26 protein-coding genes and 1 riboswitch are annotated in these 21,733 nt (G+C 67.5%); of the genes, 15 read left to right on the top strand and 11 right to left on the bottom strand.

The window, feature by feature from the left end; translation table 11 throughout:
• Window positions 1-9: 9 nt before the first annotated feature.
• Window positions 10-819 (bottom strand): ABC transporter ATP-binding protein, encoded by an 810-nt coding sequence (locus tag BLT64_RS09090; RefSeq protein WP_011746399.1) that lies wholly within the window; start codon window positions 817-819, stop codon window positions 10-12.
• Window positions 816-2,792 carry an AMP-binding protein gene (locus tag BLT64_RS09085; RefSeq protein WP_011746398.1) on the bottom strand — a complete coding sequence of 659 codons (1,977 nt, stop codon included), beginning with the start codon at window positions 2,790-2,792 and terminating at the stop codon, window positions 816-818. Before BLT64_RS09085 ends, BLT64_RS09090 begins: the two co-directional genes overlap by 4 nt.
• A gap of 112 nt (window positions 2,793-2,904) precedes the next feature.
• Between BLT64_RS09085 and BLT64_RS09080 the strand changes: the two genes are divergently transcribed.
• From BLT64_RS09080 to aroQ, 3 genes are read left to right on the top strand one after another with little or no spacing between them, the layout of a single operon-like run.
• On the top strand, window positions 2,905-4,785 hold the full coding sequence (locus tag BLT64_RS09080) for a PAS-domain containing protein (protein WP_011746397.1): 1,881 nt from the start codon (window positions 2,905-2,907) through the stop codon (window positions 4,783-4,785).
• A complete protein-coding gene (locus BLT64_RS09075; protein WP_011746396.1) occupies window positions 4,778-5,479 on the top strand; it encodes a response regulator transcription factor in 702 nt (233 codons plus the stop codon). Before BLT64_RS09080 ends, BLT64_RS09075 begins: the two co-directional genes overlap by 8 nt.
• 26 nt (window positions 5,480-5,505) lie before the next feature.
• Window positions 5,506-5,940, top strand: a complete 435-nt coding sequence (gene aroQ / locus BLT64_RS09070) for a type II 3-dehydroquinate dehydratase (RefSeq protein WP_011746395.1) — start codon at window positions 5,506-5,508, stop codon at window positions 5,938-5,940.
• 64 nt (window positions 5,941-6,004) lie between these two features.
• Here the strand turns inward: aroQ and BLT64_RS09065 are convergent, their stop codons facing one another.
• Both BLT64_RS09065 and BLT64_RS09060 read right to left on the bottom strand, forming a co-directional pair.
• On the bottom strand, window positions 6,005-6,571 hold the full coding sequence (locus tag BLT64_RS09065) for a L,D-transpeptidase family protein (RefSeq protein ID WP_011746394.1): 567 nt from the start codon (window positions 6,569-6,571) through the stop codon (window positions 6,005-6,007).
• Window positions 6,572-6,666: 95 nt separating this feature from the next.
• A complete protein-coding gene (locus tag BLT64_RS09060; protein ID WP_011746393.1) occupies window positions 6,667-7,269 on the bottom strand; it encodes an HAD family hydrolase in 603 nt (200 codons plus the stop codon).
• 124 nt (window positions 7,270-7,393) lie between these two features.
• A riboswitch (TPP riboswitch) is annotated at window positions 7,394-7,497 on the top strand.
• Window positions 7,498-7,564: 67 nt separating this feature from the next.
• On the opposite strand from BLT64_RS09060, the gene thiD reads away from it, so the two are divergent.
• Genes thiD through BLT64_RS09010 form a run of 10 tightly spaced genes read left to right on the top strand, consistent with a single transcriptional unit; the run spans window position 7,565 to window position 14,987 of the window.
• Complete coding sequence (thiD, locus tag BLT64_RS09055) at window positions 7,565-8,392, top strand: bifunctional hydroxymethylpyrimidine kinase/phosphomethylpyrimidine kinase (RefSeq protein WP_041529678.1); 828 nt, start codon at window positions 7,565-7,567, stop codon at window positions 8,390-8,392.
• Complete coding sequence (locus BLT64_RS09050) at window positions 8,389-9,366, top strand: FAD-dependent oxidoreductase (RefSeq protein ID WP_011746391.1); 978 nt, start codon at window positions 8,389-8,391, stop codon at window positions 9,364-9,366. Before thiD ends, BLT64_RS09050 begins: the two co-directional genes overlap by 4 nt.
• Window positions 9,350-9,547, top strand: coding sequence for a sulfur carrier protein ThiS (gene thiS / locus BLT64_RS09045; protein ID WP_011746390.1), 198 nt, complete (start codon window positions 9,350-9,352; stop codon window positions 9,545-9,547). The genes BLT64_RS09050 and thiS overlap by 17 nt, the downstream gene beginning before the upstream one ends.
• Before the next feature lies 1 nt (window position 9,548).
• A complete protein-coding gene (locus tag BLT64_RS09040; protein ID WP_011746389.1) occupies window positions 9,549-10,313 on the top strand; it encodes a thiazole synthase in 765 nt (254 codons plus the stop codon).
• On the top strand, window positions 10,310-10,906 hold the full coding sequence (locus BLT64_RS09035; protein WP_011746388.1) for a thiamine phosphate synthase: 597 nt from the start codon (window positions 10,310-10,312) through the stop codon (window positions 10,904-10,906). The genes BLT64_RS09040 and BLT64_RS09035 overlap by 4 nt, the downstream gene beginning before the upstream one ends.
• Window positions 10,903-11,865 (top strand): HesA/MoeB/ThiF family protein, encoded by a 963-nt coding sequence (locus BLT64_RS09030; RefSeq protein ID WP_011746387.1) that lies wholly within the window; start codon window positions 10,903-10,905, stop codon window positions 11,863-11,865. The genes BLT64_RS09035 and BLT64_RS09030 overlap by 4 nt, the downstream gene beginning before the upstream one ends.
• Window positions 11,862-12,833, top strand: a complete 972-nt coding sequence (locus BLT64_RS09025; RefSeq protein WP_011746386.1) for an ABC transporter substrate-binding protein — start codon at window positions 11,862-11,864, stop codon at window positions 12,831-12,833. The genes BLT64_RS09030 and BLT64_RS09025 overlap by 4 nt, the downstream gene beginning before the upstream one ends.
• Complete coding sequence (gene tenA / locus BLT64_RS09020; RefSeq protein ID WP_011746385.1) at window positions 12,830-13,504, top strand: thiaminase II; 675 nt, start codon at window positions 12,830-12,832, stop codon at window positions 13,502-13,504. Before BLT64_RS09025 ends, tenA begins: the two co-directional genes overlap by 4 nt.
• Entirely contained in the window at window positions 13,501-14,259 is a 759-nt protein-coding gene (locus BLT64_RS09015) for an ABC transporter ATP-binding protein (protein ID WP_011746384.1), read from the top strand. Before tenA ends, BLT64_RS09015 begins: the two co-directional genes overlap by 4 nt.
• Window positions 14,256-14,987, top strand: a complete 732-nt coding sequence (locus tag BLT64_RS09010) for an ABC transporter permease (protein ID WP_011746383.1) — start codon at window positions 14,256-14,258, stop codon at window positions 14,985-14,987. Before BLT64_RS09015 ends, BLT64_RS09010 begins: the two co-directional genes overlap by 4 nt.
• On the opposite strand, the gene mobA is transcribed toward BLT64_RS09010, so the two are convergent.
• The 7 genes from mobA to BLT64_RS08975 are packed head-to-tail and all read right to left on the bottom strand — an operon-like array spanning window position 14,984 to window position 20,463.
• Window positions 14,984-15,586, bottom strand: a complete 603-nt coding sequence (gene mobA / locus BLT64_RS09005; protein ID WP_011746382.1) for a molybdenum cofactor guanylyltransferase MobA — start codon at window positions 15,584-15,586, stop codon at window positions 14,984-14,986. The two genes, BLT64_RS09010 and mobA, sit on opposite strands and share 4 nt — an antisense overlap.
• Window positions 15,583-16,173, bottom strand: a complete 591-nt coding sequence (locus BLT64_RS09000) for a hypothetical protein (RefSeq protein ID WP_011746381.1) — start codon at window positions 16,171-16,173, stop codon at window positions 15,583-15,585. Before BLT64_RS09000 ends, mobA begins: the two co-directional genes overlap by 4 nt.
• On the bottom strand, window positions 16,170-16,988 hold the full coding sequence (locus tag BLT64_RS08995) for an ABC transporter permease (protein WP_011746380.1): 819 nt from the start codon (window positions 16,986-16,988) through the stop codon (window positions 16,170-16,172). The genes BLT64_RS09000 and BLT64_RS08995 overlap by 4 nt, the downstream gene beginning before the upstream one ends.
• On the bottom strand, window positions 16,985-17,704 hold the full coding sequence (locus tag BLT64_RS08990) for an ABC transporter ATP-binding protein (RefSeq protein WP_011746379.1): 720 nt from the start codon (window positions 17,702-17,704) through the stop codon (window positions 16,985-16,987). The genes BLT64_RS08995 and BLT64_RS08990 overlap by 4 nt, the downstream gene beginning before the upstream one ends.
• Before the next feature lie 37 nt (window positions 17,705-17,741).
• On the bottom strand, window positions 17,742-18,311 hold the full coding sequence (locus BLT64_RS08985; RefSeq protein WP_011746378.1) for a cupredoxin domain-containing protein: 570 nt from the start codon (window positions 18,309-18,311) through the stop codon (window positions 17,742-17,744).
• 23 nt (window positions 18,312-18,334) lie between these two features.
• Entirely contained in the window at window positions 18,335-19,306 is a 972-nt protein-coding gene (locus BLT64_RS08980) for a YVTN family beta-propeller repeat protein (RefSeq protein WP_011746377.1), read from the bottom strand.
• Between the two features lie 8 nt (window positions 19,307-19,314).
• Window positions 19,315-20,463: an ABC transporter substrate-binding protein gene (locus tag BLT64_RS08975; protein ID WP_049792275.1), complete on the bottom strand. Its 1,149-nt coding sequence runs from the start codon at window positions 20,461-20,463 to the stop codon at window positions 19,315-19,317.
• Window positions 20,464-20,653: 190 nt separating this feature from the next.
• Here BLT64_RS08975 and BLT64_RS08970 point away from each other — a divergent pair, with 190 nt between their 5' ends.
• On the top strand, window positions 20,654-21,175 hold the full coding sequence (locus BLT64_RS08970; RefSeq protein ID WP_128492963.1) for a DUF3280 domain-containing protein: 522 nt from the start codon (window positions 20,654-20,656) through the stop codon (window positions 21,173-21,175).
• Between the two features lie 3 nt (window positions 21,176-21,178).
• Entirely contained in the window at window positions 21,179-21,730 is a 552-nt protein-coding gene (locus BLT64_RS08965; protein ID WP_011746374.1) for an SRPBCC family protein, read from the top strand.
• Window positions 21,731-21,733 lie beyond the last annotated feature (3 nt).

The following is a 21,733-nucleotide window of genomic DNA, read 5'->3' as shown; positions in this document are numbered from 1 at the left end:
GCCGTCCCCTTATTCGTGCGCCACGCCCAGATAGGCGCTGATGACTTCGGGATTGTTGCGCACCTCGTCGGGGGTGCCGTCGCCGATCTTGCGTCCGTAATCCATCACCACCACCCGGTCGCTGAGGTCCATGACGACGCCCATGTCGTGCTCGATCAGCGCGATGGTGGTGCCGAATTCGTCGTTCACGTCCAGGATGAAGCGGCACATGTCCTCTTTCTCCTCGACGTTCATGCCGGCCATCGGCTCGTCGAGCAGCAGGATCTTCGGCTCGGCCGCCAGTGCCCGCGCCAGTTCCACGCGCTTCTTCAAGCCGTAAGGCAGACGGCCGACCGGCGTCTTGCGGATGTTCTGGATTTCCAGGAAGTCGATGATCTTCTCGACCTGCTCGCGGTTCTCGACCTCCTCGCGCTCGGCCCGGCCCCACCACAGGGCTTGGCTCCAGATCGGCGCCTTCATCATGTTCAGCCGGCCGGTCATGATGTTGTCCAGCACCGACATGCCGTCGAACAGCGCGATGTTCTGGAAGGTGCGGGCGATGCCCAGCCGCGCCACCTCATAGGGCTTCATCGGGCCGCGGCGATAACCCTTGAACCAGATCTCGCCCTCTTGCGGGACATAGAAACCCGAGATCACGTTCAGCATCGAGGATTTCCCGGCGCCGTTCGGGCCGATGATGGCGCGGATCTCGCCCTCGCGGATATCGAAGCTGATGTCCTTGATGGCCGTCACGCCGCCAAAGCGCAGGGTGATGTTCCTCAGGTCCATCAGCACGTCGCCGATCTGGCGGCCGTCGGGGGTGATTGTCGTCTGGGTCATTCCGCGGCCACCTTCTGCATGGTCCGGGTCGGGAAGGTCCGGGCGTCCTCGATCTTCAGGGTCGCGCGGATCTCGCCCTTGCGGCCGTCCTCATAGGTCACCTCGGTGCGGGTGCTGACCGTGTCGCGGCCGTCATAGAGCGCCTCGATCAGGTCGGCATATTTCTCGGCGATGATGTTGCGGCGCACCTTGCGCGTGCGGGTCATCTCGCCGTCGTCGGGATCAAGCTCCTTGTGCAGCACCAGGAAGCGGCTGATCTGGCAGCCCGACAGCATCGGGTCCTGGGCGACGGATTCGTTCACCGCCTCGACATGTTCCTTGATCGTCGCATAGACCTGCGGATGGCCGGCCAGTTCCTGATAGCTGGCATAGGCGATGTTGTTGCGCTCGGCCCAGTTGCCGACCGCGGTCAGGTCGATGTTGACGAAGGCGGTGCACATGTCGCGGCCGGCGCCGAAGACCACCGCCTCCAGGATGTTGGGATAGAACTTCAGCTTGTTCTCGACATATTTCGGCGCGAACATCCGGCCGTCGGCCATGCGGCCCACGTCCTTGGCACGGTCGATGATGCGCAGGTGGCCCGACTCTTCCTCGAAGAAGCCGGCGTCGCCCGTCGCCACCCAGCCCTCGGCATCCTTGGTCGAGGCGGTGCTGTCGGGGTTGTTGTAATATTCGACGAAGGTGCCGGGCGAGCGATAGAAGACCTCGCCGTTCTCGGCGATCTTCAGTTCGACCCCCGGGGACGGCACGCCCACCGTATCCGAGCGCACTTGCCCGTCCGGCTGCTGGGTGATGAAGACGCTGGCCTCGGTCTGGCCGTAGAGCTGTTTCAGGTTGATGCCGAGGCTGCGATAGAAATCAAAGATCTCGGGCCCGATCGCCTCGCCCGCGGTATAGCCGACGCGGATGCGCGAATAGCCCAGCGTGTTCTTCAGCGGGCCATAGACCAGCAGGTTGCCCAGCATGTAGCGCAGCCGGTCCAGCGCCCCGACCGGCTTGCCGTCCAGAAGCGCCGGTCCGATGCGGCGGGCGATCTCCATATAGTGCTTGAACAGCCGGCGCTTGATGCGGCTGGCATCCTCCATGCGGATCATCACCGAGGTCAGCTGGCCTTCGAAGACGCGCGGCGGGGCGAAGAAATAGGTCGGCCCGATCTCGCGCAGGTCGGTCATCATCGTATGCGCGCCCTCGGGGCAGTTCACGGTGAAGCCGGCCCAATAGGCCTGCCCGACCGAAAAGATGAAGTCGCCGACCCAGGCCATCGGCAGATAGGCCAGCACCTCCTCGCGCGCGGTCAGCTGGTCGAAGGAGGCGGTGTTCTTGCCGGTCTCGATGATGTTGCGGTTAGACAGCACCACGCCCTTGGGCTTGCCGGTAGTGCCCGAAGTATACAGCATCACGCAGGTGTCGTCGTAGCCCAGCTCGGCAATGCGCTCGTCCAGTTCATGGCCCAGCCGCTGCTGGGCCGCGCGGCCCTCGGCCTGCACATCGGCCAGCGCGTTCATGCGGGCATGGTCGTATTTCCGCATTCCGCGCTTGTCGGTATAGACGAGATGCTGGACCGAAGGGGCGCGGTCGCCCACCTCCAGCACCTTGTCCACCTGTTCCTGGTCGCCACAGACGACGAAGCGCGCGCCGCAATGGTCCAGCACATAGGCCATCTCTTCGGCCACCGCGTCCTGATACAGCGGCACCGGCACCGCGCCGCACATCTGCGCCGCGACCATCGCCCAGTAATGCGCCGGGCGGTTGCGGCCGATGATGGCGACATGATCGCCCCGGTTCAGGCCCAGCACCAGAAAGCCCAGCGCCAGGTCGCGGATCTCGGTCGCGGCCTCGGCCCAGGTCCAGCTTTGCCAGATCCCGAATTCCTTTTCCCGATAGGCCGGCCGGTCGCCGAAGCGTTCGGCATTGCGCGCCAGCAACGCTGGAATCGACTGCAAACCGGCCTGGGCCGCCTCAGCGTTCTGCATGTATCCTCCCCTTGCCGTCAGGGCTCCTCTTCCCTCTGGCAATTGCAGCTTACAGCGGCAATCCTTGCGTCAGTTTTTCCTGAATCCTACGAATTGTTACAGGGGTTGCGCAATGCTAGGGACGGACATGCCCTCGAACGACCGGCACGCCGAGCTGACCCGCTCGGGGTTGAACCTGATCCAGCAGGCGATCTCGATCTTCGACGCCGACCTGCGGCTGGCCGTCAGCAATCGCCCCTATCAGGCGATGTTCGGCCTGCCGGACAAACTGACCCGCGCCGGCGCCACCTTCCAGGACACGATCCGCTATCTGGTCCATCGCGGCGAATACGGCCCCCAGGACGACCCCGAGGCCGCGATCCGCGAGCGCGTCGACCAGGCCCGCACCTTCCAGCCGCATTACATGGAGCGAAAGCGCGCCGACGGCCGCTGGATCTCGGTCGAGGGGGCGCCCCTGTCGCAGGGCGGCTGGATCGCCGTCTATACCGACATCACCCATATCAAGCGGCAGGAGGAACTGCTGCGCGCCCGGTCCGAGGAACTCTCCGAACGGGTGCTGGAGAATGCCGAGCGGCTTTCGGCCGCGAACCGGGCGCTGGCCGCGACCAATGCCGCGCTGGAGGAGGCAAAGCGCATCCTGACCGAATCCGAGGCCCGCACCCGCCATGTCACCGCCATGGTCCCGGCCCATATCGCGCATATGGACCGGGACTATCGCTATACCTTCTCGAACAACCAGATCTCGATGGTGTTCCCGGGCTCGAACGCGTCGATCATCGGCCGGCAATGCGAAACGGTGCTGGGGGCCGAGACCTTCGCCCGCATCCGCCCGCATCTGGACCGCGCCATCGCCGGCCAGCCGCAGGTATTCGAGATCACGCACCCGCCCTCGGGCCGACGCATCCGCATCGCGCTGACCCCGGACCAGAACGGGCGCGGCGTCTATATCCTGTCAACCGACGTCACCGCCGAGGTGCAGGCGCGCGAGGCGCTGACCCATGCGGCCAAGCGCGCGGTGGCGGCGCAGATGACCTCGGGGCTGGCGCATGACTTCGGCAACCTGCTGACCATCATCCTGGGCCTGCAGGGCCGGCTGGCCCGCGCCGGGCTGCCGCCCGAACAGGCCGAGGACGTGCAGGCCACGCTGGCCGCCGCCCGGCGCGGGGTGCGCCTGCTCGACGGCATCTCGGCGCTGACCGGCGGGCGCGAGCACCAGCCGCAGCCGGTCGAACTGCGCGCCATGCTGGACGACCTGGCGGCGATGACCCGGCCGACGCTGGGCGCCGGCGTTGCGCTGGACAGCCGCATCGGCGAGCTGCCGGCGCGGGTGATGCTGGACCCCGGCGCGTTGCAGGACGCACTGCTCAACCTGATCCTGAACGCGCGCGACGCCATGCGGGGCCAGGGCCGCATCACGGTCGAGGCCCGGCCCGCCGGGCGCTGGCTGGAAATCTCGGTCACCGATACCGGCCCGGGTTTTTCCGACGAGGCGCTGGCGCGGGCCACCGAGCCCTTCTTCACCACCAAGGGCAGCCAGGGCACCGGCCTTGGCCTGTCGATGGTCTATGACCAGATCAAGCTTTCGGGCGGCACCCTGCGGCTTGGCAATGCCGAAAGCGGCGGTGCCCGGATCACCATCCGGCTGCCGCTGCGCGCCGTGCGCCCGCATCTGGTGCTGCTGGTCGAGGACGACGACGCCATCCGCGCCCATATCCGCGAGATGCTGACCGCCCAGGGCCATTCCGTGATCGAAGCCGGCTCGCTCTCCGAGGCGCGCGGCCTGACCGACCTCGCCGGCCTGACGCTGATCCTGTCCGACCTGCAACTGGGCGACGGCTCGGGCGCTGATCTGCGGGGCTGCGGCCTGCCTCTGATCCTGATGACGGCGCTGCCGCCGGGCGATCCGCGCAGATCGGGGCTTGACTGCCCGGTCCTGACCAAGCCCTTTGGCGACACCGAACTGGCCCTGGCCATGGCAGAGACCGATGACTGACACCCCCCTGATCGCCATTCTCGACGACGAGCCCGAAATCCGCCGCCTGCTATCCTCGGCGCTGGAGGAGGCCGGTTTTCGCACCGTCAGCTTCGCCCGCGCCACCGAATTCGAGGCGGCGCTGCGCCGCATCCAGCCCGATGCCTGCCTGATCGACCTGGGCCTGCCCGACCGCGACGGGCTGGCGCTGGTCCACCGGCTGGCCAGCGAATCCGGCGCGGCGATCATCATCATCTCGGGCCGGGCGCAAGTGCAGGACCGCGTGACCGGGCTGGAGTTGGGCGCCGACGACTACATCATCAAGCCCTTCGATCCGGCCGAGGTGGTGGCCCGCATCCGCGCGCGGCTGCGCAAGCCGCAGCGCGAGACCGGCCCCGGCCGCCAGCAGATCCGCTTTGCCGGCTGGTCCGCGGATTTCGACCGCTATACGCTGACCTCGCCCGAAGGGGCCGAGACCCCGATCAGCCATGCCGAGGCCGAGGTGCTGCGGCTGTTTCTCGACAATCCACGCCGGCTGATCTCGCGCGCGCAGATGCTGGAAACGCTGGGAGGCACGGCGGGCGAAAGCTTTGACCGGGCGATGGACGTGCGCATCTCGCGCCTGCGCACCAAGCTGGGCGAAGACCCCAAGAACCCACGCCTGATCAAGACCATCTACGGCGCGGGCTATATCTTCCTGGCCGAACTGGGCTAGATTGCCCCATCTTCGCGGAGAACGCCATGCCCACCGTCTATGTCCTGAACGGCCCGAACCTGAACCTCCTGGGCCAGCGCCAGCCCGAGATCTATGGCAGCACCACGCTGGCCGACGTGGAACGCGACTGCAAGGCGCTGGGGGCCGAACTGGGGCTGGAGATCGCCTTCCACCAGTCGAACCACGAGGGCGCGATCATCGACCTGATCCACGAGGCGCGGCTGAAGGCCCAGGCCATCGTCATCAACCCGGCCGCCTTTACCCATACCTCGGTCGCGATCCTGGACGCGCTGAACACCTTCGACGGACCGGTGATCGAGGTGCATATCTCGAACGTCCACAAGCGCGAAAGCTTCCGGCACCATTCCTATGTCAGCCTGCGCGCCGAGGGCGTGATCGCCGGCTTCGGCATCCACGGCTATCTGCTGGCGCTGCGCCATGTGGCGAAGCTGGTGGGATAGGCGGTTCCTGCGGCACCGGCATCGCCCGAACACGGCGACCCGACGCAGCCCCGGCGCGCGGGATTCACGGCGCCCATTCGGCCTTGATCGTTATCGAGGTGCCATTCGGCGTCAGGGACCAGATTTCCCGCATCTCGTCGTTGGTCACGGCAATGCAGCCATCGGTCCAGTCCAGCAGCCGATGCAACCGGCCCATCGCCCCCCATCCGTTGGGCAGGCCATGGATCATGATATTCCCGCCCGGACTGTATCCCGCCTGCCGCGCCCGTTCGCTGTCCTCGGCATTGGGATAGGAAACGTGCAGGCTGAGATGGGCGATGGAGCGGGGATTGCGCCAATCGATCCGATAGGTGCCCTCGGGCGTCCGCTCGTCCCCTTCCCGCTGCTTGTGGCCCTGGTTCCAGTTTGATCCCATGGCGATGCGATAGGTTTTCAGGATTCTATCGCCACGCAGCAGATACATGGTCTTGTCGCCCTTCGAGACGACGATGCGATCCGCCTGCTGTTCCGGCAGGGCATAGGCCGGGGGCTGGCCCGAGCCGATCCTTGCCATCACCTTGGTATAGCCGACCGCCGCTCCTGCCAGAAGCAGCAGGGCAACGGGGATGAAATAGAGGGAACGGTATCGCAAAGGGTCAACTCACTGCCAACTGCGCCCATGCTGGCAAGAAAGCGCCGCAGGTTCAATGACCCCGGCGCGACAGCCACCTGAGCAGGGCGCGACGCTCAGAACAGCCCGCGCCGCGCCAGCTCCTCGCCCAGCGCCTCGGCGCCCGTAAAGTGGATCGCGTCGATGCCCAGCGCGCGGGCGCCCTCGGCATTGGCCGCGCTGTCGTCGATGAAGATGCAATCCTCGGCCACCAGCCCGTTGCGATCCATCAGCAGCCGATAGATCGCCGGCTCGGGCTTCAGCACGCCGACCTGGCCCGAGACCAGGATATCGGTAAAAAGCCCGCCCAGCCGGGGATGCAGTTCCAGCGCATGCGGCCAGGTTTCGGCCGACCAGTTGGTCAGCGCATAAAGCGGCACGCCGCGCGCCAGAAGCGCCTCGGCAATCGCCCAGGTGCCGGGCACGGTCTTTTCGATGGCGACCGGAAAGGCCAGCGGATAGCCGGCCAGATGCCGCGCCTCGTCGCCATGGACGGCGCGGGCGGCGGCCACCCCCTCGGCAAAGCTGCGCCCACCGTCCTGTATCCGGTTCCAGTCGGCAAAACCGATGCGCTTCATCCAGGCTTCAGCCTCGGCCCGGCTGGTGAACACATCCGCAAAGGCCAGCGCCGGATCCCAGTCGATCAGCACCCCACCCAGGTCGAAGATCACGCTTTTCATCGCATCCTTCCGTTTCCGTCGGGCACAGATCGGCCCGAATGGCCGGTGCTGTAAAGCCCGAAAAATCGCCGCCCGCCGTCTCCCTTGCAAAGCGGGGCGCCAGGGCCTAGTGTCACGCGGAAGACTCATACACTTGGGGAGCCTCGCACGAGGCTGAGAGGTGCCGGGCACCGACCCATCGAACCTGATCCGGGTCATGCCGGCGTAGGGAAGGGTAGAGTGAAGCGGCCCTGATACCTTGGCCGCCACCCATCCGCCCCGCGTCCCCATGCCCGGCCGAAACGAAAGGCGGGCCATGTCGGGATTGCAGCCCCATCCCATCGCACTGACCATCGCCGGCTCGGACAGCGGCGGCGGCGCCGGAATCCAGGCGGACCTGAAGACCTTCTCGGCGCTGGGCGTCTATGGCGCCTCGGTGATCACCGCGATCACCGCGCAGAACACCCGCACCGTCGCCGCGGTCGAGCCCGTCAGCCCGGCCATGGTCGCGGCCCAGATCGACGCGGTCTTCGGCGATCTGGAGGTGCGCGCGATCAAGATCGGCATGGTCGGCGGCGTGGATGCGATCACCGTCGTCGCCGACCGGCTGGCCGCGCTTCTGGCGGACAATCCGGTGCCGGTGGTGCTGGACCCGGTGATGGTGGCGAAATCCGGCGACGCGCTTTTGCCGGACGAGGCCGTCTCGGCGTTGCGCGAGCAGTTGATCCCGCTGGCGACCGTGCTGACCCCGAACCTGCCCGAGGCGGCGCGCCTTCTGGACCGCGAGCCCGCCGCGACGCCCGAAGAGATGCGCCGGCAGGGCGAGGCGCTGCGCGCGCTGGGCGCCGCCCATGTGCTGATGAAGGGCGGCCATGCGACCGAGGACACCTGCACCGACCTGCTGGTCGGGTCCGAACCCCTGATCCTGACCGCACCGCGCCAGCAGACCCACAACACCCATGGCACCGGCTGTTCGCTGTCCTCGGCCATCGCGGCGGGGCTGGCGCAGGGGCTGACGGTGGCGCAGGCCGCGACCCGCGCCCATGGCTGGCTGCAAGGCGCCATCGCCCGCGCCGATGAGCTGGCGGTCGGGCTGGGTCATGGCCCGGTGCATCATTTTCACCAGCTCTGGAGGCAGGCATGAACCAGATCACCATCCTGGGCTCTGGGGTGATGGGGCTTTGCATCGCCACCGAACTGGCCGCACGCGGAATCGCGCCGCGCATCATCGACCCCGCCGGCAAGCCCGGCTCACAGGCCTGCAGCTGGCGCGCCGGGGGCATGCTGGCGCCTTATTGCGAGGCGGAAAGCGCCGAGCCGGTGGTCCTGCGCCTGGGCGTCGATGCCGCAGACTGGTGGCAGGCGAACGGCGCCGAAGTCGACCGTCGCGGCACGCTGGTCCTGGCCCCCTCGCGCGACCGGACGGAACTCGACCGCTTCGCCCGGCTGACCGAGGCGCATCAGCCCGTCACTGCCGAGGAAATCGCGGCGCTGGAGCCCGAGCTGGCCGGCCGTTTCCCGCGCGGGCTGCATTTCGCCACCGAGGCGCATCTGAACCCGCGCGCCGCACTGCTGGCGCTGCGCGACCGGCTGGAGGAGCGTGGCATCCGCATCGAGACCGAGGGCAATCCCACCGGGATGGTCGTCGATGCACGCGGCCTTGCCGCCCGCGACGAACTCCACGACCTGCGCGGCGTGCGCGGCGAGATGCTGGTGATCCGCTGCCCCGAGGTGACCCTGACCCGCACCGTCCGCCTGCTGCATCCGCGCATCCCGCTTTATGTCGTGCCGCGCGGCGAGGGCGTCTACATGATCGGCGCCACCATGCTGGAGACCGGCGGCAAGTATCGCGTCACCGCCCGCTCGGCGGTCGAGATGCTTTCTGCCGCCTATGCCCTGCATCCCGGCTTTGCCGAGGCCGAGATCCTGGAGCTTGGCTCGGATGCGCGCCCCGCATTCCCCGACAACCTGCCCCGCCTGCGTCGGCGCGGCGGCACGCTTTACGCAAACGGCCTTTACCGCCACGGCTATCTTCTGGCCCCCGCCGTGGCCCGCATGGCCGCCGATTACCTTGTCGAGGGCCGGAAACCGGAGTTCATGGATGAAGATCACCCTTAACGGAGCGGCGCGCGACCTGACCGGCCCGACCGTGCAGGACGCGCTGGCCGAGATCGGACTGGGCGCGGCCAAGGTGGCGACGGCGCTGAACGGCGCCTTCCTGCCCGCCGCCGCGCGACCCGAAACCACGCTGAAAGACGGCGACGCGCTGGAAGTCGTGGCGCCGATGCAGGGGGGCTGAGATGCCGGTTTTTTACGGAACCCGGGTCGAAAGCCCGCTGATGCTGGGCACGGCGCAATATCCCTCGCCCGCGATCATGGCCGAGGCGTTCCGCGCCTCGCGCGCCGGCATCGCCACTGTCAGCCTGCGGCGCGAAGGCGGCGCGGGCCAGGATTTTCATCGCCTGATCAAGGATCTGGGCATCCCCGTCCTGCCCAATACCGCCGGCTGCCATTCGGTGCGCGAGGCGGTGACGACCGCGCAGATGGCGCGCGAGCTGTTCGAGACGCCCTGGCTCAAGCTGGAGGTGATCCGCGACGACGACACGCTTTGCCCCGACGTGATCGCGCTGGTCGAGGCGGCGCGGGTGCTGTCCGACGACGGCTTCCAGGTCTTTCCCTATTGCACCGAGGATCTGTCGGTTTGCGGCCGGCTGCTGGATGCGGGCTGCCAGGTGCTGATGCCCTGGGGGGCGCCCATCGGCTCGGGCCGCGGGCTGAACAATCCCTACGGGCTGCGCAGCCTGCGGGCGCATTTTCCCGACGTGCCGCTGGTGGTGGATGCCGGCATCGGCCTGCCCAGCCATGCGGCGCAGGCGATGGAACTGGGCTATGACGCCGTTCTGCTGAACACAGCCGTCGCCAAGGCCGGCGATCCGGTGGCCATGGCCCGCGCCATGGCGCTGGCGATCGAGGCGGGACAGCTGGCGCATGGCGCGAACCCGATCGAGGCCCGCGACATGGCCGCGCCCTCGACCCCCCTGTTCGGAATGGCGGTGCTGGGATGAGATTGCCGCGTTTCTATCCGATCTTCGACAGCAGCGACTGGCTGCGCCGCGCCCTGCCGCTGGGCGTGAAGCTGGTGCAGATCCGCATCAAGGACCAGCCCCCCGCCCGGCTCTTGGGTGAACTGGCTCTGTGCCAGGAGCTTTGCCGCGAACATGGCGCCATGCTGGTCGTCAACGATCACTGGCAGGCCGCCATCGACCTTGGCTGCGATTTCATCCATCTGGGACAGGAGGATCTGGACGAGGCCGACATTCCTGCGATCCGCAAGGCGGGGTTGCGGCTGGGCATCTCGACCCATGACCATGCCGAACTGGACCGGGCGTTGGCGCTGCGGCCCGATTACGTCGCGCTGGGGCCGGTCTGGCCGACGATCCTGAAGAAGATGAAATGGGAACAACAAGGGCTGGACCGGGTGCGCGAATGGCGCCGGCTGGTCGGCGCGACGCCCCTGGTTGCCATCGGCGGCGTGACCCCCGAGCGCGCGCTGGAGGCATTCACCGCCGGCGCCGACGTCGCCTCGGCCGTGACCGACATCACGCTCAACCCCGACCCCGAGGGCCGCATCCGCGAATGGCTGCGGGTGGCGGCATGAACCGCTACGCCCGCCAGATGGTCCTGCCCGAGGTCGGCGCCGAGGGGCAGGAACGCATCGCCGCCGCCCATGCGCTGGTCGTCGGCGCGGGCGGGCTGGGCGTGCCGGTGCTGCAATACCTGGCCGGAGCCGGCATCGGGCGCATCACCCTGGTGGACCCCGACACGGTCGAGGAATCGAACCTGCACCGCCAGCCGCTTTACCGCATGAAGGATATCGGCCAGCCCAAGGTCCGCGCCGCAGCGCAGGCCGTGGCCCGGCTGAATCCTGCGGTGGAAATCGAGGCGCTGGCGGACCGTCTGACACCCCTGAACGCGCCTGTTCTGGTCGCGGCGGCAAATGTGGTGCTGGATTGCGCCGACAGCTATGCCGCCAGCTATACGCTGTCGGATGCCTGCCTCGCGGCGGGCAAGCCGCTGATCTCGGCCTCGGCCCTGGGGCTTGCGGGCTATGTCGGCGGCTTCTGTGGGGGCGCCCCCAGTCTGCGGGCGCTGTTCCCCGACCCGCCCGACAGCGGCCAGACCTGCGCCACGGCCGGGGTGCTGGGCCCGGTGGTCGGGATGCTCGGCTGCATCCAGGCGCAAATGGCGCTGCGACTGCTTCTGGGCACGACCCCCTCTCCCCTGGGCGAATTCATCCGCTTCGACAACGGCCGCTTCACGCAGTTCCGTTTCGATGCCGCACCCGAGGCCGACGGCCCGCGCTTCATCGCCCGCGAGGACATCCGCGCGGCCGACCTGGTCATCGACCTGCGCCCCGAGGACGAGGCGCCGCGCAAGGCCACGCCGGACGCGCTGCGCATCCCCGGCTACGGTGCCGCCGGCCCCCTGCCCGATCCCGGCCAGCGCGTGGTGCTGGCCTGTCGTTCCGGCCTGCGCTCATGGCGCGCCGCCGACGCCCTGTCCCGCCGCTGGAGCGGCGAGATCACCCTTCTTGCCCTTGGAGACGACGACCGATGAAACATCTCACCCTTGCCGCCGCCTTCGCCATGCTCGCCCTGCCTGCCCATGCGCAGGACAAGGTCACGCTGATCCTGGACTGGTTCGTGAACCCCGACCACGCACCGATCATCGTCGCCCAGGAAAAGGGCTTCTTCGCCGAGGAAGGGCTGGAGGTCGAGGTCGTCGCCCCCGCCGATCCCTCGGACCCGCCGAAGCTGGTCGCCGCCGGCAGGGCCGATTACGCGATCAGCTACCAGCCGCAACTGCATCTGCAGGTGCATGAGGGCCTGCCGCTGAAGCGCGTCGGCACGCTGGTCGCAACGCCGCTGAACTGCCTGATGGTCAAGGCCGACGGCCCGGTGCAGGAGATCGCCGATCTCAAGGGCAAGAAGATCGGCTATTCCGTCTCGGGCGTCGAAGAGGCGCTGGTCGGCCAGATCCTCAAGACTGCCGGCCTGACCATGCAGGATGTCGAGATGGTCAACGTGAACTGGTCGCTTTCGCCGGCGCTGATCGCCGGCCAAGTCGATGCCACCATCGGCGCCTATCGCAATTTCGAACTGACCCAGATGCGGCTGGAGGGTGCCGAGGGCAAATGCTTCTTCGTCGAGGAGCAGGGCGTGCCGACCTATGACGAGCTGATCTTCATCGCCAACCCGGCCGATCTGGACCTGGATCGCACCCGCCGCCTGCTGCATGCGGTCGAACGCGGCGTGCAATACATGGTCAACCATCCCGAGGAAAGCTGGGAACTGTTCTCGGCCACCGCGCCCGACCTGAAGGACGAATTGAACGCCGAGGCGTGGAAGGACACGCTGCCCCGCTTTTCGCAAAGCCCGGCGGCGCTGGACCAGGGCCGCTATGCGCGGTTCGAAGCCTTCCTGCACGAAGCCGGGCTGGTCGACGGCGTGCTGCCGGTCTCGGACCTGGCGCTGGACGTGGGGGCGCAGGACATGGAAGCGCAGGACATGGGGGCGGCGCAATGAACCGCTACGGCCATGCCTTTGCAGCCTGGCGGGCCGAGGCGCAGCCCGACTGGGACGCCTATACCCGCCACCCCTTCGTCGAGGGGCTGCGCGACGGCACGCTGCCGCAATCCCGCTTTCTGACCTATCTGGTGCAGGACTACCTGTTCCTGAAGAACTTCTCGCGCGCCTGGGCGCTGGCCGTGGTCAAGGCCGGCGACCTGGACGAGATGCGGGCCTGTTCCGCGACGGTCCACACGCTGCTCGACCACGAGATGAGCCTGCATGTCCAGACCTGCGCCCGCGCCGGCATGGGCCCCGAGGTGCTGGCCGATGCGCAAGAGGCCGTCACCAATATCGCCTATACCCGCTATGTGCTGGAGGCCGGCTATTCGGGCGATTTCCTTGATCTCCTGGCGGCGCTGATGCCCTGCGTGATCGGTTACGGCGAAATCGGGCTGCGGCTGGCGACCGAGGCGACGCCCGACACGCCCTATCGCGAATGGATCGACACCTATGCCGGCGCGGAATACCAAGCCGCCTGCGTTTCGGCCGGCGCGTTGCTGGACAGCGCCATCCGCAAGCGGCTGGGCGAGGCGCCCGAGAAAAGCCCGCGTTGGGCCGCGCTGTCGGATCGCTTCGCCACCGCCACACGGCTCGAAGTCGCCTTCTGGGAACTGGGCCGCGAATGACTGCCGCAGCGGCCTCGGTTCGCGGCCGTGCATGGGTCGGCGATGCGCCACTGTTCGCGCCCGTCGATCTGGTGCTGCACCCGGGCGGCTGGACCTGCCTGCTTGGCCCCTCGGGCGTCGGCAAATCGACCATCCTGCGCCTGATCGCCGGGATGGAAACCGGCGCGCGCTTCGAGGGCGAGGTAACGCGCAACCGTCCCGTCGCGTTGATGGCGCAGGATTCCGGGCTGATCCCCTGGCTGGACGTGACCGGCAATGTCACGCTGGGCGCGCGCCTGCGCGGCACGCTGCGAGCTTCTGCGTCGTCCCAACACGCCGATGGGCAGCCCGGGCAGGAAGCAGACCCAACCGCCCGCGCGGTCGCGCTGATCGAGGCCGTTGGCCTTACCGACCGTGCCCATCACCTGCCCGCCAATCTTTCGGGCGGCCAGCGCCAGCGCGTCGCCCTGGCCCGCACGCTGTTCGAGGACCGGCCGCTGGTGCTGCTGGACGAGCCCTTCTCGGCGCTCGATGCGCGCACAAGGGCGCAGATGCAGGATCTGGCGGCACGGCTGCTGGACACCCGCACGGTGCTGCTGGTCACCCACGACCCGGCCGAGGCCGCGCGGCTGGGCGACCGCATCCTGCTGCTGCGCGAGACGGGGCTGACCGACTGGCCCATCGCCAGCCCGCGTCCGAAAGCCGCCGCCCGGCCCTATGACGCACCCGAGGTGCTAAGCCTGCAAGCCGATCTGATGCGCGGGATGATGGCATGAGAACCGTCGCCGCCCTGATCGTCACCGTCCTGCTGCTGTGGCAGGGGATCATCTGGCTGGCCGGCATGCCGCCCTTTCTGCTGCCCTCGCCGCTCAGGGTGCTGGATGCGCTGTGGCTGAACCGGGCCGAGATCGCCCGCCATGCCGGCTTTACCCTGACCGAGGTGGTGCTGGGCTTTGCGCTGGGCTCGGCCCTTGGCGCGGCTCTTGCGGTGGCGATGGGGTTTTCGCAGAAGCTGACCGGCGTCCTGCGGCCGATCCTGACCTTCAGCCAGACCATCCCGGTCTTTGCCCTGGCGCCAATCCTGACGCTGTGGCTGGGCTTCGGCATGGCACCCAAGATCGCCATGACCGTGCTGATCGTGTTCTTTCCGGTGGCCAGCGCCTTTCTGGACGGGTTGATGCGCACGCCGCAGGCGGCGCTGGACCTGGCGCAGGTCATGGGCGCCAGCCGCATCCGCATCATGCGCCACCTGCGCATTCCGGCGGCGCTGCCCAGCCTTGCCACCGGGCTGCGGCTGGCGGCGGTCTATGCGCCCATCGGCGCGGTGATCGGCGAATGGGTCGGCGGCGCCCGCGGCCTGGGCGCCCTGATGATCCATGCCAACGGCCGGATGAAGACCGACCTGGTCTTTGCCGCACTGCTGGTTCTGTCGGTGATGACGGTGATCTTTGCCAGGGCGGTCGCCATCGCGCTGCACCGGCTGCTGCGCCGCTATGGCGTCTAGACCAGGCGCGCGGCGCGGGCCAGATCCTCGGGGGTGTTGAGGTTCAGGAACGGGTCCACGGGGCGGCTGTCGAACACCGCCCGCCCCGGATCATGCGCAGCCGCAAACTGGCCGATCCGGTGCAGGCCGGATTCCAGCGCGTCGCGCAATTCCCCGCGCAGCGACACGGGCCAAAGCGCACAGGTCGGATGATCGCGCAACTGGCCGCTGTCGTCCGGGCTGGCGGCGATGGCGACGCCTGAACGGCCGGCCGCCTCGCGCAGCCGATGCACCAGATCCTCGGGCAGAAAGGGCGTATCGACGCTGACGCTGACCACGCTGTCGGCCCCCTCGCCCGCCGCCCATTCCATGCCGGCCAGAACCCCGGCCAGCGGTCCGGCGAAACCGGCGATGCCATCCGCGATCACCGGCAGCCCGTATTCCTCGAACTGCCCCGGCTCGCCATTGGCATTGATCGCAAGCGGCCCGCATTGCGGCGAAAGCCGGGCGATCACCCGCGACAGCAACGTCTCTCCCGCCAGCATCCGCAGCGCCTTGTTGCCGCCGCCCATGCGGGTCGACAGCCCTCCGGCCAGGATGACGGCGGGGACCGGGCTCATTGCAGCCCCGCCGCGATGGCACGGGCCAGCGCAAAGACCCGCTGCTCCAGGATCACCGGCGTCTCGCAGACATAGGTCAGCGCCTGCTGGCGGTCCTGGAAGATGCGCATGTCCCAGTCCAGCCGTTCCTCCTCGGCGTCGATGGCGTCGAAATCCGGGGCTTCGGCCTTTTGCATCTCTTCCATCTTGGCACGGTGATCCTGGATCCTTTGTGCCAGATCGACCTGCTTGTGGCCATAGCGCGCGATACCGGCGATCAGCGCGGCGCGATGCGGTTCGATCCGGTCGAAGATCGCCACCACCAGCGCCGTCAGTTGCTGGTTGTCCGCGGTCTTGGCGAACTCGGCGATCTCGGCCTCGGCCTCGGCCAGCGGCAGGCGGCGCTGTTCCAGCCGGTCGGCCAGCGCGGCGATCCCGGGCGTGCGTGCCAGGTCCCGCGCGGCCTCGTCCGGTTCGGGTCCGCTCCACATCTGGCCCAGAGACAGATTCGGCTGCTTGCGCTGCACGCAGGGCCACTCGGGATCGGTGCCATTTTCCGCCTGCGCCGCACCCGCAGCCAGACAAAGCGCCAGAACAAGGTATCTCATGCTCCCCCCTTTCGCCGGGCCCAAAGCCCCTTGGCCGGATCATACATGACGACGGCCCCTGCAAAGAACAGGATCAGGCAACCCGACACCACCGAGAAGGACAGAAGATCGAAGCGCGCGTAAAGGGCAAAGCGGACCAACTCAACCGCATGGGTGAAGGGATTGACCGCGCAGATGTCATGCAGGAGCGGCGAGCTTTCGTTCATCCGCCACAGCGGGTAAAGCGCACTGGAGGCGAAGAACATCGGGAAGATGACGAAATTCATCACCCCCGCAAAGTTTTCCAGCTGGCGGATGGCGGAGGACAGGAACAACCCCATCGCCCCCAGCATCAGCCCGGACAGGAACAGCGCCGGCAGCACGGCCAGATAGCCGATGGCGGGCGGGCGCACGTCCCAGAACCAAGCGATGGCCAGGAAGGTATAGACCTGGATGATCGACACGATCACCCCCGCCACCAGCTTGCTGGCCAGCAGGAACCAGCGCGGAAACGGGCTGACCAGCAGCGTGCGCATCGCCCCGGTCTCGCGGTCATGCACCATCGAGAGCGAGCTTTGCATGCCGTTGAACAACTGGATCATCGCGCAAAGACCGGGCGTCACATAGACCTCGTACAGCACATAGGTCTGATAGGGCGGCGTGATCGACAGGCCCAGCACGGCACGGAAACCCGCGGCAAAGATGAAAAGCCAGACCAGCGGCCGCACCAGCGCCGCCAGGAAGCGGCCGCGCTGGTTGACGAAGCGCAGGGTCTCGCGCCGGGCGATGCCCAGAAAGGCGGTCAGCCACATGCGCGGGGTCAGGCGGCGGCTCATGCCGGCTCCCCGGTCAGGCGCAGGAAGGTGGCGGTCAGGTCGTCGCCGCCGATCTCTCCGGCATTGCCGCGCGCCAGCACCTCGCCCTTGTGCAGGATGACCAGCCCGTCCTCGGGCCGGATCTCGTCGAGGATATGCGTGGCCCACAGTGCAGAGACCCCGCCCCGCACCAGTTCGCGGGTCAGCGCCACCACCTCGGCGCGGGATTTCACGTCAAGGCCGACGGTCGCCTCGTCCAGAAGCAGGATCTCGGGACGGTGGATCAGGGCGCGGGCGATCTCGGCCCGGCGGCTCTGCCCGCCCGACAGCGCCGAGACCCTGGCATGCAGCCGGTCCGACAGATCGACCTGCGCCAGCACCTCGACACTGCGCGCCCGCGCCTCGCGCCGGGGAATGCCATGCAGCGCGGCATGATATTCCAGGTTCTGCGCCACGGTCAGGTCGGCATCCAGCGCACGGGACTGGAACACCACCCCCAGCCGCGCCAGCGCCGCGCCGGGCTGGCGGCGCAGGTCATGCCCCGCCACCTCGATCCGGCCCGAGCGGTTGTCGTAAAGCCTGGTGATCAGTGAGAACAGCGTGGTCTTGCCAGCGCCGTTCACGCCCAGAAGCGCGGTGAAGCCGCCGCGCGGCACGGTCAGCGACACGTCCTTCAGCGCGGGGACGCGGCCGAAGCTGTGGCTGACATGCTGGATGGAAAGCGCGTCCTGCGGCATCTGGCGAAGGGCGGAGCCAAAGACCCCGCCCCCTTTGTTACTGGATGTTGAACACCGCCTGCTGGGTTTCACCCTGCGAGCCGGGGATCGACAGCGTATAGCGGCCCGGAACGATGGCGATGAAGCTGATCGTCGCGGTGCCGGCATCGTCGAATTCCAGCGAATGCACGCCCATCGGCCGGATCTCGATGTCGTTGATGACGATTTCGTTGACCCAGATGGCGCGGAAGAAGTGGCCGCCCGACAGCGCCAGTTCCTGGCTGCCGTCCGCGTTGATGTCGATGCGATAGAAGCCGCCCGATTTCAGCTTGTATTCCGCCGTCGCGACCGGCTTGCCGGACGCCAGCGTCAGCGGCGCAAGCTGGGTGCGGTTGTCGCGCGCCATGATCCCCGAGAAACCGAAGTCGAACTTGGACCCGGCCTCGTGCACGCCCTCGGCGGCCCCGGCTGCCTCGCCGTTGTCGTCATCATCGTCGTCCTGTTCTGCGGCGGCGGCGCCATCGGCCGCAGCACCGGCCTCGGCGCCGGCTTCGGGCGTAGTTTCCTGCGCCGTGGCAGGCAGGGCCAGGCCGGCCATGAGCAGCAGGATGGTCAGCAAACGGGTCATGGTTCTTTCTCCCTCTTGGACTGTCAGTTGGGCGCGACGACCACGCCCCAGGGCTGCTGGCCCACGGGCACGGACTTGACGACCGTCAGCGCCGCCACGTCGATCACCGAGACATCGTTGGAATTGCCGTTGGTGGTGAACAGGTATTTCTCGTCCGGCGTGAAGGCCATCTGCCAGACGCGCTGGCCGACCAGCAGGTAATCCTCGACCTCGTCCGTCTCGCCATTGATCACGGCCACGCGGTTCGCGGGACCCAGGGCGACAAAGACCTTGCTGCCGTCGCTCGTCACGCGCACGCCGACCGGCTGGATGGCCTCGGGCAGGACGCCGGGGATCTCGAAGCTGATCTTCCTGGTGATCTCCTGCGTCGCCGGATCGATCACGCTGACCGTGCCGCCGATTTCCGAGCTGACGTAAAGCTTGGTTCCCGCATCGTTGAACTGCGCGAAGCGCGGGCGCGAATCCACCAGGACATTGGCAAAGATCTCGAAGCTTTCGCTGTCGATGAAATGCGCCATGTTGGTGGTTTCCGAGGTGTTGATCACCACCTTGCCGTCGGGGCTGACGCCCATGCCCTCGGGCTCGACGCCGACCGGGATCTCGGCCAGGACCTTATGGGTCTGGGTGTCGACCACGGTCACCAGGTTGTCGTCCTCGTTCGCGATGTAAAGCGGGTTGCCCGAAGGGTGCAGCACGAAAAGCTCGGGGTCGGGGCCCGAGGGCAGCGTATGCATCTCCTCCATCGTCTCGGGGTTGAACACCCGCACCAGGTCGTCGTCCGAGGCGCAGACGTAAAGCTCTTTCCCGTCGGGGCTGATGGTGATGCCGCGCGGGCGGGCGCCGACCGGATAGGTGCCGATCACCTCCAGCGTCTCGCTGTCCAGCACGGTCACGTCATTGCCCTTTTCATTGCTGACGAAGACCCGGTTGGCGGCGGCCGGCAGGGCGAAACCAAGGCACAGGGCCGAGGTCAGGATGGCGGTTGAAACTTTCATCGTTCACCTCAGAACTTGCATTCGGTTTCGGGACGGTCGAAGCCCAGCGTGTCCAGCGCCGAGTTCTGGTGCAGATACTGGTCCTGCGGGCTGACCGAGGCGGTGACGGAACCCGTGGCCAGCAGGATCGGCTGGCGCAGCTGGTGGTCCCAGTCGCGCAAGGTCAGCTTCTGGCCCTTGAAGCCCGCGACCTCGAAATTCTCGGACAGCATGAATTCCTTGAGCGTGGCGGGATCGGTGCTTTGCGTCCGTGTCGCCGCCTCGCCGATCATGCGCAGCGCGATCCAGGTCTGGTAATCCTCCTCGCGGATCGGGCGGCCGGCCAGCTTTTCGAAACGGTTCTGGAACTGCGTCGCCCCCCAGGCTTCCAGCGAGGGCGCCCAGCTGCGCGGCACCAGCCCGGCCGAGCCCGCGACGGGGCGCGCATCCCAGGTCGCATAGGGCAGCCAGTCGGCAAAGACGCCGTTCTCGTCCGCCGCGATCAGCACGTCATGGGCCGGCGCGCGCTGGGTAAAGACCGGCATCTGTTGCTGGACCTGCACATGGCCGCTGTCGCTGCGCCGGCTGCCGCCGGTATCCTCATAGGTGCGGGCCTCGACGATCCTGGCACCGAATTTGGTCGCAGCGCGGCGATAGGCATCGGCCAGCGCCACATCCTCGGGATGGCTGCCGGCGACCAGGAACCAATTCGGCCATTTCTTCCACATCAGGAACTGCGCCAGCGCATCCGCCAGCATCGCATGGCTGGGCGCGGCGTGGATCACGTTGAAGCGGCAATCCTTGCCGCGCAGGTGGTCGCCCCGCGCCCGCGCATTCAGAACCAGGGCCCGGTCTCCGGCCTGGTCGGCCAGTGCCAGCGTTTCGGCATCATCGGCCAAAGTGACGATGAAGGGGATGCCCTCGGCCAGCAGCTTGTCCATCTCGGCCGCGGCGGTTTCGGGGGTGGCGGTAACCTCCAGCGCCTCGAAATCCTGGCCCATGAAGCGGCCGGTGGTATCGTTGTCCTCGATGGCGAGCCGCGCGCCCGCAAAGCCCAGATCCTGGGGCGGGGCATCCAGCCGCGAGATCGGCGGCAGGCTGGGCACGTCCACCCGCAGCACCGCGGCGCGCACGGTCTGCGCGTCCGGGGAATCCTGTGCAAGGGCCGGATTTGCCATGGACAAACCAGCCAAAAGTATGATGATTCTGCCTTTCATGGCCTTCCTCCCATCGGTATCATGCCGGGCCAATCCGCCTGCGCCAACCCGGCAGATGCCCCGGGTTTGATCGGGGAAAATCCCCTGATACCTAAGTCCTAGGGACTTTCGTCCTATGGACGCACACGCGGGCCGGGCGCATGGTCTGCGCATGGCATTTCTGCGGCTGATCCTGATCGTCTGTGCCGCCGCCCTGGCCGGAGCGGGCACCGGGGCGGCCCAGCCGGCTCACGGTTCCGCACCATCGCCCGACAGCGCCGTCTGGTTCGGCCTGCATTTCATCGACACCTCGACCGAGGGCGCGATCAACGGCGTGCGCGAGGACGAGACCCGCCGCATCGAGATGGCCGAGACGGTCATCGCCGAGGACCTGCGCAGCCGCGGTTTTACCCTGCTCGATCCGCCCGCCGACCAGGTGGCGCGGATCAAGAACCCGACCCAGTCCAACGGCAGCGACAGCCGCATCGCGCGCGATATGGGCGCGCATTACGCGATCTCGGGCGAGGTGCAGAAGGTCTCGAACCTGATCCTGTCCCTGAACCTTTATATCCGCGATGCCGAAAGCGGCGACACGGTCCGCGCCGGCGTGGTCGATATCCGCGGCAATACCGACGAAAGCTTTCGCCGCGGCTATCTCTACCTATTGAAAAACATCATCTTTCTGGAGGAGTGACGGATGATCCGACTGTTGGCCCTGACGATGGGAGCAGCCCTGGCGCTGGCACCGGCCGCCGAGGCGCACGGCCCGCCGCGGCTGAAGCTGGAGATGCAGCAAAAGCTGGATGCCACCCCGGACGAGGTCTGGACCGCAATCGGCAGATTCGACGACATGAGCTGGCATCCGGCGATCGCCAGCCTGGAACTGACCGGCGACGGCTCGGCCGACCAGCCCGAGACATCCACCCGCGTGTTGCATCTGAAATCCGACGCAGGCGACCCGACCATCACCGAGGTCCTGTCGAAATGGCAGCCCGAAAAACACTGCTATGCCTATCGGATCGAGGCGGTCGAGGTGACGGTCCTGCCGGTGACGAATTATGCCGCGACGCTTTGCGTCAAGGATGAGGGCGGCAAGGCCGTGGTCAACTGGAAGGGCGGCTTCTATCGCGGCTATCCGAACAACGAGCCTCCGCCCGAACTGAGCGACGAGGCGGCGATCAAGGCGGTAACCGGAGTCTATCAGGCCGGTCTCGACGCGCTGGCCGAAAGGTTCGGCAAGGCGGAATGACCA

The organism is Paracoccus denitrificans (assembly GCF_900100045.1).
GTDB lineage: Bacteria > Pseudomonadota > Alphaproteobacteria > Rhodobacterales > Rhodobacteraceae > Paracoccus > Paracoccus denitrificans.
Note: the sequence above shows the minus strand (reverse complement) of the source record. Positions and strands in the feature narration are given on the sequence as shown.